Source organism: Aquimarina sp. AU119 (genome assembly GCF_900312735.1).
Lineage (GTDB): Bacteria > Bacteroidota > Bacteroidia > Flavobacteriales > Flavobacteriaceae > Aquimarina > Aquimarina algiphila.
In genome coordinates this window covers 144,304-158,646 of the sequence record NZ_OMPF01000013.1, presented here as the reverse complement: position 1 = coordinate 158,646, position 14,343 = coordinate 144,304, and the positions used below count along the sequence as shown (strand labels likewise).

Below are 14,343 nucleotides of genomic sequence, written 5' to 3'. Positions count from 1 at the left end.
GGAAATTACAAAAGAAATTAGCTATTTTAGCAATCCTATAACGATTATATAATATGGAACCAAAGAAAAATCCTAAAGCAGATTTAACTAGAAAAAGTACTTTATTCCTTCAATTGGGACTTATTTTAGTTCTTTTTATCACATGGCAAGGAATCGAGTGGAAGACTTATGATAGAAGCAATATAGACATAGGTCAGGTTAATCTTGATGAATTGGAAGAAGAAGATGTTCCAATTACTCAAAATTTGAACACACCTCCACCACCTCCACCTCCACCACCTGCACCAGAAATTATTGATGTAGTAGAGGATGAAGAAGAAGTTGAGGAAACTATCATTGAATCTACAGAGACAAATCAGGAAGAAGAGATTGTTGAAGTAGAGGAAGTTGAAGATGTAGAAGAAGAAGAAGAAATAGGAGATGTACCTTTTGCTGTTATTGAAAATGTACCAGTTTTCCCAGGTTGTGAAAACGCGGGTAACAATGCTGCAAAAAAGAAATGTATGAGTGATAAGGTTAAAAAGTTTGTTAACCGTAAGTTTAATACAGAGCTGGGTAGTGAATTAGGTTTGTCTGGTGTAAACAGAATTTATGTGCGATTTAAAATCGATAGATCTGGTAACATTGTAGGTGTTCAGGCAAGAGGACCACACCCAAGATTAGAAAAAGAGGCAAATAGAGTAATTAAGTTATTGCCTAAAATGACTCCAGGAAAACAAAGAGGAAAAGCAGTAGGTGTTCTGTATTCTTTACCTATAGTTTTCCAGGTACAGGACTAAGACGAAGAAAATATTCTTATATATCAGAATCCCGTTACATTATTGTAGCGGGATTCTTTTTTGGTATGCTTGTTGATTTAGATTAATTGTAACGTTAAAACTAAATATTATGAGTAACAAGCACGATGCTAATGTACGAAAAAGTACATTGGTGAATTTCCAGATTGGACTTATAGCAAGTCTATTATTTACCTATTTAATGTTTGAGGTGTATACCGCCGTACCGGTTATTAATGTTGAGCCTACGGTCACTATAGAGGAGCCTCCTACAGAATGGAATCAACAGTTTAAAATTTATGAAGAGCCTAAGCCAAAAGAAGTTGCTGTAAAGTATACAAAGCCAGTGGTTGCTCCAGAAGAATTTAAGATTGTTGAGAATTTAACTAAAGATTTAGGGGAAGAATTTAAAAATGAACCTATTGAATCAGAGCCGTTTGATCCTAGTACAATTAACGATGTAGAGCCTATTGTTGATGATCCTCCGTTTTTTGATTTTGTAAAAGTAGAATCTGTACCAGTTTTTCCAGGTTGTGAAACCCTAGGAACAAACAAAGAGAAAGCTGCTTGTTTTTCTAAAAAAATTAGAAAAATCATCTCTAAGAAATTCAACACAGGACTTGGAGAACGATACGGTTTGACAGGGGTACAGCGTATTTATACGGTGTTTGAAGTTTCGACCGATGGGACTATTCAAAACATTAGAGTTCGTGCTCCACATCCAAAATTAGAGGAAGAAGCAGAAAGAGTGATTGATTTGTTTCCGCAAATGACTCCGGGAAAACAAAGAGGCACGCCGGTAATTGTAAAATACCAATTGCCAATTACCTTTAAAATACAAGACTAAAACATTGGGAAAAAAAAGCCTGTAGGATTTCTACAGGCTTTTTTGTGTTTTGTTTTCTTATTTGGTTAAACTCATATAGATGGTTTGTCTTATTCGTTCTGAATTGATAAAGCCATCTCCAAAACCTTTTGCGTCATATATAGCAGTTAAAGAAGTGTTTTTTGTAATGTCATCTTCAGATTTACCAGCATCAATTTCTTTCTGAATGGCATTAGTAATTTCCTTTAGCATTCTAGAAAAACCTTCAAGATCTTTTTTGGTTGCTAATGATCCGTGTCCAGGAATGATCTTAGTGTCGTCATTAGCTATTAGTAAGGCTTTTTCTGAAGCGTTGATATAGCCTTGGATACTTCCTCCAGATTTGAGATCTATATATGGATAGCGTCCATTAAAAAATGTGTCACCCATATGAAGCACATTCCCATTTGCAAAATATATAAGGGCATCCCCATCAGTATGCGCATTGTGTACATGGTATGCTTTTATGCTTTCTGAGTTAAAATATAACTGTAGCCCTTCGTCAAATGTAATGACTGGTAAAGATTGAGGTGTAATATTTCCTTTTTCCTTTTGATTACTCTCCATTCTGGATCTTACGTTTTTCTGCGCAAAGATGGTTGCTCCTTGATTAGCCATATTTCCATTTCCACCGGTGTGATCACCGTGAAAATGGGTGTTGATAACCATGCTAACAGGTTGGTCGCTTATAGTTTTTAAGTTCTTGAGAATTTTGTCTGATAATCTTGCAAATTGATCATCTATAATAAATAGCCCTTTTTCATTTTTGAAAACACCAATATTGCCACCTTGACCAGTTAACATGTAAATATTTTCGGATATAGGGTCTATTGTAATAGTGACTTCTTTTTGTTGAGCATAAGTGTTAGTAAACCAGAATATGAAAAGTGCAGGAATTAGTAATTTCTTCATTAAAATGATGTTTGTGAGTGTTTTTAGCTGATTTAGTCGAAAGTAAGGTGTGAAAATTACTAATGGTTATTGGGGTGATTATCAAAATGTTCTGTCAAAAGGTTTTTATTATTATTTTTTACTAAGGGTGAAACAGTTGTTAAAAGGTGAATTATAAGTAGTTATAAGTTGTCTAGAATGCTTTTAAGACATATCTTTGCACGACTTTTAAAAAAAGCTATTTAGAAAACGTGCAAAATTTGAGCGTGACCCAAGTTAATACAGCAAAATTATCTGTTGTTCAGGATTTTAAAGAAATCACGAAGATGCGTTTGGCATTGAGTGTGGTTTTTTCTTCTGTAGCAGGATACTTATTAGGAGTAGAAACCCTTTCCTGGAGTACTCTTTTACTTCTTGCCATTGGCGGTTATTTTATGGTCGGAGCATCTAATGCATTTAATCAGATTATTGAAAGAGATCTGGATAAACTAATGGATCGTACCAAAAATAGACCTGTACCTTCAGGAAGAATGTCTGTTAATACTGCTTTTGCAATTGCTACACTTTTTACAATTGCAGGAATATCTGTCTTGTATAGTATTAATCCAAAAACTGCAATGTTTGGAGCGATTTCAATATTTATATATGTGAGTTTGTATACGCCTTTAAAAACCAAGACTCCGTTATCTGTTTTTGTGGGCGCAATTCCAGGAGCAATTCCTTTTATGTTAGGTTGGGTAGCAGCTACAAATGATTTCGGAATTGAACCAGGAACATTATTTATGGTTCAGTTTTTCTGGCAGTTTCCACATTTTTGGGCGATAGGTTGGTTTTTATACGATGATTATAAAAAAGGAGGCTTTTTTATGCTTCCTACCGGTAAAAGAGATAAAGGAACAGCAGTACAAGTTATTATTTATACAATTTGGACAGTGGCCACTTCTTTAATACCAGTTTTTGGAGTTACAGGGAGACTGTATCTTTCTCCTATTTCAGGTTTGATAATTTTGATTTTGGGTCTTGTTTTGTTGAGATCTGCTATTCGCCTATACAAAAATAGAGATGCCAAAACCGCAAAACAACTCATGATTATGAGTGTCTTGTATATTACTTTATTGCAAATTATTTATGTAGCGGATAAATTTATTCGAATATGGATTTAACACAAGGAACACAACAAGAAAAAGTAAATAGATCTAAAAAGACCATGATGTGGTTTGCTATGGTAAGCATGGCAATGGTATTTGCAGGGCTTACCAGTGCATATGTGGTTAGTAAAGCCAGAAAAGATTGGTCTATAGATTTGGAGTTTCCTCAGCCTTTTGTGTATAGTATATTTGTAATTATTGCAAGTAGTTTTACATTTTTTCTAGTCAAAAAAGCAATTGAAAATAATAATAGAAACCTTGCGACACTTTTGTTGTTGTCTACTCTTGCGTTGGGAATAACATTTGTCGTTTTACAGTTTGAAGGTTTTGAAGATATAGTTAGTCAGGGGTACCATTTTACTGGCCCGACCTCAAATATTATAAGTACATTCATGTTTATCATCATAGTAACGCACTTGGCGCATATTATTGGAGGTATTCTAGTGCTTTTAGTTGTAATTTATAATCATTTTAAACAAAAATATAAATCAGGTCAAACTTTAGGATTAGAACTAGGTGCTATGTACTGGCATTTTGTTGATTTTCTGTGGGTTTATCTCTTTTTGTTTTTGTATTTCGTCAAATAAGTCATAATTATCAATTCGATGCCAAAAAAGATATTGTTTTGAAGATTACATTCTGTAGCAATTAAAAAATAAATTTGAGCAGGTGAAATGATAAAATTGATTATTTTTGTGGGAAATTTAACAATACCAAATTCTTTATATGGAAACAGCTGTTACTAAAACAGGTACTGAAGATCAAACTTGGGGTGGTGGTAATGAACCGCTCAAGGTAAGTTATGGTAAGATGATGATGTGGTTTTTTATCGTTTCAGATGCACTAACATTTTCGGGTTTTCTTGCCGCATACGGTTTTTCAAGATTTAAATTTATTGACTCTTGGCCAATAGCCGATGAAGTGTTTAATCACTTTCCGTTTTTACATGGTGTAGATGCGCCAATGTATTATGTGGCTTTAATGACCTTTATCTTAATATTTTCTTCTGTAACGATGGTGTTAGCAGTTGATGCTGGACATCATATGAAACAGAAAAAAGTAATCTTTTATATGTTTCTTACTATTATTGGTGGAGCAATATTTGTGGGATCACAAGCTTGGGAGTGGAAAAACTTCATCAAAGGAGAGTATGGTGCAGTAGAAACTAAAGGAGGTCAAATTTTACAATTTGTAGATACCGAAGGGCATAGAGTAAAGCTGGAAGATATTGCAATTATCGATACACACAACGATAGAACACAGCACGAAAGAAAAAATGGAATCTGGTATGAAAAAGAAGCTACGCTTCCGACATATACGATCGAAGAAATAAAAACTGGCTTTGCTAAGCGAAAAGATGTTTTGATCAGAACACAATTGCTTACAGAAAAAGGTGAAAAAACAATATTATCAAGAGAAGAATCTATAAAGAGGCTTAATAGCGATGCTATTGGGATCGTTGAAGGAGCAAATTTAGTTCATAATGAATATGGTACTCCGCTATTCGCAAACTTCTTTTTCTTTATTACAGGGTTTCACGGGTTTCACGTATTTTCTGGTGTAATCATTAATATTATCATCTTTATCAATGTCATTCTTGGGACGTATGAAAGAAGAAAGAATTATGAAATGGTAGAGAAAGTTGGTTTATACTGGCACTTCGTAGATTTGGTTTGGGTATTTGTATTTACATTCTTTTACCTGGTTTAATAAAAATATAGTAGTTATATATTATGGCACACGATACAGCACATCACGAATCGAATACAGCAAGAATATGGAAAGTATTTATCCTATTGTCTGTAGTTACAATAGTTGAAGTAATACTTGGGATCATAAAGCCCGCATTTTTAGTAGAAACTACTTTAATTAGTATGAAATTACTAAACTGGATATTTATTATACTAACTATTTATAAAGCATATTATATCACCTGGTCATTCATGCATATGGAAGGAGAAACCAAAGGATTAAGAAGATCTGTAGTTTGGACTGCTGTGTTCTTAATTTGTTATTTGATTTTTATACTTCTTACAGAGGGAGATTATATATATGAAGTTTTTAAAGCTGGACATAAAAGCTGGGATTTTTAACCCTTTTCATGTATACGTTAAAAGCATTGTAAAAAGACGGTTTTTTAAACCGTCTTTTTTATTTTTGTAGTCACGTCCAAATGATGTTCTTAAGGATCGATTTTTGAATAGTTTGGATGAATAAAGTTTATAATCATAAATGAAGAAATTTCTTGTTTTAGGTGTCTTATTCGTTTTGCCCTTAGTGGCCTATTTATTCTTCGCTTCAGGCGTCCATAATTTTGCAAAGCTTCCAGTTTTAAATAAATCGGTAGGAAATCTTAAAAATTTTGAAGCTCTTTCGGGTGAAGAAATTAATTTTCAGGATAAAATTACAGTATTAGGCTTCTTTGGTAAGAATATATATAATAAACAAGGCAATGCCTTTAATCTCAACCAAAAGATTTACAAGAAAAACTATGGGTTTCAGGATTTTCAATTTGTTGTTGCTCTACCTTATGGAAGTGAAAATGCAGCCAGAGAATTATTAGAGGAGCTAAGCAATATTACTAATGTGTCAGAATGGAAATTTGTTTTTGGAACCGAAGAAAGTATAAAATCTCTCTTTAAAAGTCTTAATACGCCTCATCAATTAGATGAAAACTTATCTACAAGGTATGTTTATATTATTGATAAGAATGGTGATTTAAGAGGAAGAGATGGGCAATTAAAAGAGAATGAATCAAAGGTGTATGGTTATGATGCAAGTTCTGTAGCCGATCTATCAAATGTAATGGTCGATGATATCAAGGTTATTCTTGCAGAATACCGATTGGCACTCAAGAAATATAAGGCCGACCGTAAAGAGAAATAACGATAAAATTTATGTGATTAAGGTTTTTTCTTATAATCGAATAATTCATTGTTGTTGATTTTGTTTTATTTATGATAAATAACCTATAACAAATAAACCAGAAAGATGAAAAAATACTCATATGTGGGCATATCATTTATTATACTAATCTTTGGGATTATTTTTATTCCTAAAATAGTAAATAGGGTTAAGGGTACTTCTATAGTCAAAAATGATAGAATGAGTGCTTCTAATCCAATTACTAATGAAAAATTAGCCTTTATAAAACTTAACGGAGAACCAAAAAAAGTCCCTGATTTTGCTTTCCTAAATCAAGATAGTATTCTCATTACAAATCATGATTATAAAGGTAAAGTATATTTAGTTGAGTTTTTCTTTACAAGTTGTCCCACAATTTGCCCTAAGATGAATAGGAATTTGGTGTACCTTCAAAATGAATTGAAGGACCATGAAAATTTTGGAATAGCTTCTTTTACTATAAATCCAAAATTTGATACTCCGGGTAGACTTAAAAAATATGCAGAGAATTATAAAGTCACTGATCCCGAATGGCATTTTTTAACAGGTGATAGAGAAGATATATATGAACTTGCCAATGCAGGATTTAATATTTACGCAGCAGAGAATCCAGAAGTCCCAGGAGGGTTTGAACATAATGGTTATTTTGCTTTAATAGATCAGGAAGGGTATGTGCGATCAAGATATGATAGTTCTGGTAATCCCATCATTTACTATAGAGGAACAATTGGTGTAGAAGAGAAAGTAGATGAAAATGGTGAAGAAGAACAGATAACTATTTTATTGCAAGACATAAAAAAACTTTTAGAGAAAGATGAGTAATCTATCAGAAGTAGAAAAAAAATATAACAAGTGGATTGTAGTTTTGTCTATTGTTATTCCTCTGGCTGTAGCTTTGTTATTCGGAGTTAATTTGAGAAAACTGGGGTTTGATGTGCAACCTCTTACTTTTTTACCTCCTATCTATGCATCAATTAATGGTGTAACCGCTATCATTCTACTCGCTGCATTGTGGGCAGTAAAAAACAAAAAAATAGTACTACATGAGAGGCTTATGAAAATAGCAATTATGTGCTCTGTGCTTTTCTTGCTAATGTATATAGGATATCATATGACTAGTGATTCTACCAAATTTGGAGGAGAAGGTCTAATACGCTATGTGTATTATTTTATTCTCATTACACATATTGTATTATCTGTAATCGTTATTCCTTTTGTGTTGATTACCTATGTGAAAGCATTGGCTAAAAATTTTGATAAACATAAAAAGATTGCGAGAATTACATTTCCGATTTGGTTATATGTAGCTATTACTGGTGTTATTGTGTATCTTATGATTTCACCTTATTACGTTTAAAACATGTATAAAGTGTTTATGAAATTAAAAATATTCTGGATACTAATTCTTTTCTTGGTATTGTCGACACCTGTAGAAGCGCAATGTGCTATGTGTAGAGCGGTTTTAGAGAGTGAAGAAGGGCAAGAGACTGCAAAAGGAATAAATAATGGGATCGTATACTTAATGATTATCCCATATATTTTAATAGGTGCTGTAGGGTATTTTATTTATAGAAATAAAAAGAATTCTAAAGTAGCAAAAGAAGAATAATTATTTAACTTCTTAATTTTTAACATTTTCATAACAATGTTGGATGTAACAAAAATGTAAAGTAGTTAGTCTTATGTAACAAGACTGCACTAACCAATTAAAAAGTCTTCAAAGGGGAAACCGAAAATTGACCTAGAAGTAGGTTGTTTTAGTTACGTTAGTGAGTTTTGTTTTGTAGAGGTGTCATTTGCCTCAGAAATCTTAATCAAGTATTATGATTGAAATAAAAGACTTACATAAATCTTACAAAATGGGAAGCAATTCGCTTCACGTACTCAAAGGAATAGATTTTAGTGTAAAAGAAGGAGAATTAGTTGCAATTATGGGGTCATCTGGCTCTGGTAAATCGACTTTGCTGAATATTTTGGGAATGTTAGATGAGGCAGATACTGGGAGTTATTTTTTAGATAATGTTCCTATTAAAGGATTGAATGAAACTAAAGCGGCACAGTATCGAAATAAATTTTTAGGGTTTGTTTTTCAATCTTTTAATTTGATTAATTATAAGACCGCTATAGAAAATGTTGCTTTACCATTATATTATCAACGCAAGAAACGTAAAGAAAGAACCGATAAGGCAATAGAGTATCTTGGTAAAGTGGGATTAGCAGAATGGGCAACACACTTACCTAGTGAACTTTCTGGGGGACAAAAACAACGTGTGGCTATAGCACGTGCATTGGCCGCTGATCCAAAAGTATTATTAGCAGATGAACCAACAGGAGCTTTGGATAGTAAAACTTCATACGAAGTTATGGATATCATTCAGAATATTAATGATGAAGGAAAAACCATATTAGTCGTAACTCATGAACCAGATATAGCAGATATGTGTAAACGTATTGTGCATCTTAAGGATGGTGTCATTGTTGAAGATAAAAAAGTAGAACAGGTTAGAGCATCTCAATATGTTTGATAGAGATAGATGGCAAGAAATATTTGAAGCTATAGGAAAAAATAAGCTTCGCACCTTCCTTTCTGGATTTACAGTAGCTTTAGGGATACTGATCTTTACAATCTTATTAGGCTTAGGTAATGGCTTGTTAAATAGTTTTTTGAGTAGTTTCGTGGATGATGCACAAAATGTAATATTTATTCGAGGAGGAAACACTTCAAAAGCATACAAAGGTTTTCAAGAAAACAGAAAAATTCAATTTAAAAATGAAGATTTTGAGTTTATCAAAAGTAACTACATAGGTAAAGTTGAATTTGCTACTCCAAGAATTTACCGTAATGGATCTGCTAAATATAAAAAAGAATCAGGAAGTTATAGTATAAGAGCAGTGCACCCAGATCATCAGTATTTAGAAAAAACGATAATGATGAATGGTCGTTACCTTAACGTGGGAGATGTAGAGGAGCGTACTAAGAATATAGTAATAGGAAGATTAGTTGAAAAAGATCTTTTTAAGAATGAAAATGCATTGGGCAAAATATTGGATGTAGATGGAATTGCGTTTAAGATAATCGGGGTTTTTCAGGATAGTGGTGGAGATAATGAAGAACGAATTATTTATATGCCTTATAAAACTGCTCAATTGCTTTATGGTAATAATGATCATGTAGATCAGATTAACCTAACGTATAATATGATTATGAGCACTGAGCAAGCAATTGCTTTTTCTAAGAAAATTGAAGAAGACTTTAAAGAAAGGTTTGAAGTAGCTCCTGATGATCAAAGTGCAATAAGAGTAAGAAGTTTTGCCGAAGATATTAAGGAAACTATGGTAATTCTTGGAGGTATTTACGTAATTATATTTGTAATTGGTATAGGAACCCTAATTTCTGGAGTTATAGGAATTGGTAATATTATGACGTTTAGTGTTAAAGAGCGGACTAAAGAATTAGGAATTAGAAAAGCTTTAGGAGCATCACCAAAATCAATTATAGCTATGGTGCTACAAGAATCCGTTCTAATAACATCTGTTGCAGGGTATTTGGGGTTGATATTAGGAATTTTTGTGCTAAAACTTATTGGTAATAACCTTGAAGAATTCTTTATACTTAACCCAAAAGTGGATACAGGAGTTATTGTAATTGCAACAATGGTATTAATATTTTTTGGTCTATTGGCTGGATATATTCCTGCAAGAAGAGCAGCAAAAATAAAACCTATAATAGCACTAAGGGATGAATAACTAAAATCAAGATGGTATGAAATTTATATTTGAAAGAGATACCTGGCAAGAAATTTACGGAGCTATTCGAAAGAATAAAATAAGAACGATTATCACAGTTATAGGTGTAACTTGGGGTGTGTTTTTATTCGTATTTCTTTTGGGTATGGCCAAAGGATTAGATAATAGTTTTAGAAGTCAGTTTAATGATTTTGCAACTAATACAATGTTTCTTTGGGGGCAACAAACAAGTATACCTAATGAAGGTTTTAAAAGAGGAAGGAGAATGCAACTCACACTGGATGATGTTGAAGTTCTGAAATCTCAGGTAAGCGATATAGAATACATAGCTCCTCGTAATGTTACTGGTCAATGGGGAACACCTCCTGGTCAATTTGTAAGAGGTTCTAAGTCAGGGGCATTTAAAGTTTTTGGGGATTACCCTACGATCGATAAAGTTTCGAAGAAAAAAATATTTAAGGGAGGAAGGTTTATTAATGAAGAAGATATTAAATATGAACGTAAAGTTTGTGTAATTGGAGAAGATATCTATAAGCAGTTTTATGAAAAGGATGAAGAAGCAATAGGAGATTTTGTAAGGATAAATGGTATTTATTTCAAAGTAATAGGAGTATATAAACCAACTCAATCAGGATTTGAAGGAGATGATTCTATTTTTTTACCTTTTACAACATTTCAAACCATTTTTAATCAAGGTAACAATATATCCTGGATGGTAATTACAGCCAAGGCAGATAAGAATATTGTAAATACAGAAGCTAAGATAAAAACTACATTAAAAAGAATACATAATGTGCACCCTGATGATACACAGGCATTCGGGAGTTTTAATCTAGGAGAAGAAGTGGCCAAAGTTAATGGGTTTTTGTCGGGAATGCGATTAATCACTTATATTGTTGGTATAGCTACACTTATTGCTGGGGTAATTGCCATAGGGAACGTACTTTTAATTACTGTTAAAGAACGTACGAGAGAGATTGGGGTGAGAAGAGCACTTGGAGCTACACCAGGAGAGGTGAGAGGGCAAATTATGCTAGAATCTATTTTACTTACCTTTTTAGCAGGGTTATTAGGTTTTATTTTAGGAACCTTATTGCTCTGGGGAATCAATACAGCTATTGGTGATAACGAAGATATACCCATTTTAAACCCTACGGTAGACTTCTTTGCTGTAACTGGAGCCTTATTGTCAATTGTGTTGTTGGGGACTTTAATAGGTCTTATTCCAGCGCAAAAGGCAGTAAGTGTGAGACCAATAGAAGCATTAAGAGAAGAATAAAATAATAATTAGAATAATCAAATCAATCATAAATCAGATGAAAAAATTTTTAAAAATCCTACTAGTTGTTTTGTTAATAGTCGCACTGGGTTTTTCAGGAAAATATCTAATAGATTCTAATAGTAAGTCACCTATCGTGTTTACAACAGAAAAAGCATTTAAAACGTCAATTGAAGAAAAAACGGTAGCTACAGGAAAAGTAGTTCCAGAAGATGAGGTAGAAATTAAACCTCAGGTCTCAGGAATTATTGAAAAAATTTATGTTGAAGAAGGTGCTGCAATAAAAACTGGAGAATTGATAGCTAAAGTAAAAGTAGTACCTAATGAGCAATCGTTAAATAGTGCAAGAGGACGAGTGAAAAATGCAGAAATAAGTCTGGCTAATGCAAAACAAGATTTTGATCGTAATAAAGCACTTTTTGATAAAGGGGTAATAGCTACTCAAGATTTTCAAAATGTAAAGTTACGCTATGATCAGGCTCAACAAGAAGTTCGTAATGCAGCTAATGATTTGCAAATCATTCGACAAGGATCAACAGGTGGAGCAAAAGCAATTACAAATATTAGATCTTCAGTTGCGGGAACTATTTTAGAAATTCCGGTTGAAGAGGGAGATCAGGTAATCCAAAGTAATAATTTTAATGACGGAACAACCGTAGCAACTATAGCTGACCTTAATAAAATGATCTTTGAAGGAAAAGTAGATGAAGCAGAGGTAAATAAATTAAAAATCGATATGCCCCTCAAAGTAAGTTTAGGAGCTATTAGAGATAAAGAATTTGATGCTAAGCTAAAATTTATAGCCCCTAAAGGAGATGAAGAACAAGGAGCTGTCCAGTTTAAAATTGAAGGCGAAGTTTTTCTTGATGAGTCATACTTTATTAGAGCAGGATACAGCGCAAATGCTTCTATTGTATTAGATGTGAAAAAAGATATTCTAGCCATAAAAGAGGCGTTGTTACAATTTGATAGAGAGACAGAAGAAGCTTACGTAGAGGTTCAGACCGGAGATCAGGAGTTTGAAAGGAAGGATATTGAAATAGGATTGTCTGATGGTATAAATGTCGAAGTTTTATCAGGAATAACTGAAGAAGATAATATCAAGGTTTGGAATAAAACTGAACCAGTGAAGAAAGAAGGTGAAGAAGGACAAAATTAAAATACTTTATGAAAATATTCATAAATCTGTAACAACATCAATCAAATATATACATATACGTAGTATGAAATTAATATTAAAAGATTTAAGCCGAGGTAGTGCTTTAAATTTTAAACTTATGAGAATTAAAGTCTTAGTTTTATGTATTACACTCTTTGCTGGATTGGGGAGTCAAGCACAAGAAAAGAAATGGACATTACGCGAATGTGTAGAGTATGCCTTAGAAAATAATATCACCATCAAACAATCAGAGCTTGATGTAGAAGCTACAAGTATTGATAGACTTGAGGCTATTGGAAATTTTCTACCCACTTTAAATGCAGATGCATCAAATTTCTGGAGCTCTGGTTTATCAACAGATCCAATTACAAATGAAAATAGAACTCAAACCTTTAGAAGTTCAAGATATGGGGTAACTGTAGGAGTAACTATTTTTTCAGGACTAAGGAATATAAAAAGATTTCAGAGAGCTAAACTTAATAAGTTACTTAGTCAATATAATTTAGGGAAATCAAAGGATGATATTGCTTTATTTATTGCAAATAGTTATTTGCAGGTACTATTAAATAAAGAATCATTAAAGGTTATTGAAAAACAACATGAAATTACTTTAGAACAATTGCAACGTACCAAAGACCTTGTTGATGCAGGTGTGCTTCCACAAGGAGATCTTTTGGAAATAGAAGCTACTTCTGCAGATGAGTTAACTAGAATTGTACAAGCAGAGAATGCAGTGCAAATCGCATTAGTAAGTTTAGCTCAGACATTATTGATTAAAGATTACGCGAGTTTTGATATTGCAGAACAGGAATATTTGGTTCCTGGATCAGAGATGATGGATAAGCCAATAGATCAAGTGATTGCTAAAGCTAGAGAATCAAGGTATGAAGTGCAAATTGCAGAACAAAATAAGCTTATAGCAGAAAAGGATCTTGAGATTGCAAGAGGAGCATACTATCCAACCCTAAATGGATCGTTTGGTTATGATACAAGAGAATCAGGAGCTAAAGGTTTTGGAAGAGTGTTAGATGAAACTAATCCTGTATTGACTCAAACCATTGGTTTTGTAGAAGGAACAAATCAAAATGTTCTTAATCAATCTCCTAATTTACTTCTGGTAGAACAGAATCCTAGTTCATATTTTAAGCAGTTGTATACTAATGATGGGCTGCGATACGGGTTGTCAATAACAGTTCCAATATTTAATGGGTTTTCTGCAAGAAATGCGGTGAAAAGAAATAAGGTAAACGTAAAACGTACAGAATTTCAATTAGAGCAAGCAGAATTAGACTTGGATAGTAATGTATATCAGGCTTATCTGGATGCAAAAGGAGCTGCAGAAGCATATGAAGCAGCACAGGTTTCAGTAAAAGCTCAGGAAAGAGCCTACGAATATGCAAAAGATCGCTATGATGTAGGATTAACAAACGCTTTTGATTTTAGCCAATCAAAATTTAGATTAGAAAATGCGCAAAGTCAGGAAGTGCAAAATAAATTTGATTATATCTTTAAGCTAAAAGTATTAGAGCTTTACTTCGGAATAAAGATCGCTGATATAAAATTATAAAATAGTA

16 protein-coding genes are annotated in these 14,343 nt (G+C 33.0%); 15 read left to right on the top strand and 1 reads right to left on the bottom strand.

Annotated features, from left to right (window positions below):
* Nucleotides 1–53: 53 nt before the first annotated feature.
* Nucleotides 54–779, top strand: a complete 726-nt coding sequence (locus DK442_RS09315; protein ID WP_109435591.1) for an energy transducer TonB — start codon at nucleotides 54–56, stop codon at nucleotides 777–779.
* 109 nt (nucleotides 780–888) lie between these two features.
* Nucleotides 889–1,623 carry an energy transducer TonB gene (locus DK442_RS09310; protein ID WP_109435590.1) on the top strand — a complete coding sequence of 245 codons (735 nt, stop codon included), beginning with the start codon at nucleotides 889–891 and terminating at the stop codon, nucleotides 1,621–1,623.
* A gap of 57 nt (nucleotides 1,624–1,680) precedes the next feature.
* Here the strand turns inward: DK442_RS09310 and DK442_RS09305 are convergent, their stop codons facing one another.
* Nucleotides 1,681–2,553, bottom strand: coding sequence for an MBL fold metallo-hydrolase (locus DK442_RS09305; RefSeq protein ID WP_109435589.1), 873 nt, complete (start codon nucleotides 2,551–2,553; stop codon nucleotides 1,681–1,683).
* Nucleotides 2,554–2,792: 239 nt separating this feature from the next.
* On the opposite strand from DK442_RS09305, the gene cyoE reads away from it, so the two are divergent.
* The 13 genes from cyoE (at nucleotide 2,793) to DK442_RS09240 (ending at nucleotide 14,336) form a co-directional block, all read left to right on the top strand.
* Nucleotides 2,793–3,695: a heme o synthase gene (gene cyoE / locus DK442_RS09300; protein WP_109435912.1), complete on the top strand. Its 903-nt coding sequence runs from the start codon at nucleotides 2,793–2,795 to the stop codon at nucleotides 3,693–3,695.
* On the top strand, nucleotides 3,686–4,267 hold the full coding sequence (locus tag DK442_RS09295) for a cytochrome c oxidase subunit 3 (RefSeq protein WP_109435588.1): 582 nt from the start codon (nucleotides 3,686–3,688) through the stop codon (nucleotides 4,265–4,267). The genes cyoE and DK442_RS09295 overlap by 10 nt, the downstream gene beginning before the upstream one ends.
* Before the next feature lie 139 nt (nucleotides 4,268–4,406).
* On the top strand, nucleotides 4,407–5,390 hold the full coding sequence (locus tag DK442_RS09290; protein ID WP_109435587.1) for a cytochrome c oxidase subunit 3: 984 nt from the start codon (nucleotides 4,407–4,409) through the stop codon (nucleotides 5,388–5,390).
* A gap of 23 nt (nucleotides 5,391–5,413) precedes the next feature.
* Nucleotides 5,414–5,773: a cytochrome C oxidase subunit IV family protein gene (locus DK442_RS09285; RefSeq protein ID WP_109435586.1), complete on the top strand. Its 360-nt coding sequence runs from the start codon at nucleotides 5,414–5,416 to the stop codon at nucleotides 5,771–5,773.
* 139 nt (nucleotides 5,774–5,912) lie between these two features.
* Nucleotides 5,913–6,566, top strand: a complete 654-nt coding sequence (locus tag DK442_RS09280; RefSeq protein ID WP_109435585.1) for a hypothetical protein — start codon at nucleotides 5,913–5,915, stop codon at nucleotides 6,564–6,566.
* A gap of 105 nt (nucleotides 6,567–6,671) precedes the next feature.
* On the top strand, nucleotides 6,672–7,406 hold the full coding sequence (locus tag DK442_RS09275; protein WP_109435584.1) for an SCO family protein: 735 nt from the start codon (nucleotides 6,672–6,674) through the stop codon (nucleotides 7,404–7,406).
* Nucleotides 7,399–7,941: a DUF420 domain-containing protein gene (locus DK442_RS09270; RefSeq protein ID WP_109435583.1), complete on the top strand. Its 543-nt coding sequence runs from the start codon at nucleotides 7,399–7,401 to the stop codon at nucleotides 7,939–7,941. The genes DK442_RS09275 and DK442_RS09270 overlap by 8 nt, the downstream gene beginning before the upstream one ends.
* 18 nt (nucleotides 7,942–7,959) lie before the next feature.
* Nucleotides 7,960–8,193 carry a hypothetical protein gene (locus tag DK442_RS09265; protein ID WP_109435911.1) on the top strand — a complete coding sequence of 78 codons (234 nt, stop codon included), beginning with the start codon at nucleotides 7,960–7,962 and terminating at the stop codon, nucleotides 8,191–8,193.
* A gap of 214 nt (nucleotides 8,194–8,407) precedes the next feature.
* Nucleotides 8,408–9,109, top strand: a complete 702-nt coding sequence (locus tag DK442_RS09260) for an ABC transporter ATP-binding protein (RefSeq protein ID WP_109435582.1) — start codon at nucleotides 8,408–8,410, stop codon at nucleotides 9,107–9,109.
* Nucleotides 9,102–10,331 (top strand): ABC transporter permease, encoded by a 1,230-nt coding sequence (locus tag DK442_RS09255; RefSeq protein WP_109435581.1) that lies wholly within the window; start codon nucleotides 9,102–9,104, stop codon nucleotides 10,329–10,331. The genes DK442_RS09260 and DK442_RS09255 overlap by 8 nt, the downstream gene beginning before the upstream one ends.
* A 16-nt stretch (nucleotides 10,332–10,347) precedes the next feature.
* On the top strand, nucleotides 10,348–11,610 hold the full coding sequence (locus DK442_RS09250; protein WP_109435580.1) for an ABC transporter permease: 1,263 nt from the start codon (nucleotides 10,348–10,350) through the stop codon (nucleotides 11,608–11,610).
* A gap of 37 nt (nucleotides 11,611–11,647) precedes the next feature.
* Nucleotides 11,648–12,769 (top strand): efflux RND transporter periplasmic adaptor subunit, encoded by a 1,122-nt coding sequence (locus DK442_RS09245; protein WP_109435579.1) that lies wholly within the window; start codon nucleotides 11,648–11,650, stop codon nucleotides 12,767–12,769.
* 64 nt (nucleotides 12,770–12,833) lie between these two features.
* Nucleotides 12,834–14,336, top strand: coding sequence for a TolC family protein (locus DK442_RS09240; RefSeq protein WP_235010931.1), 1,503 nt, complete (start codon nucleotides 12,834–12,836; stop codon nucleotides 14,334–14,336).
* Nucleotides 14,337–14,343 lie beyond the last annotated feature (7 nt).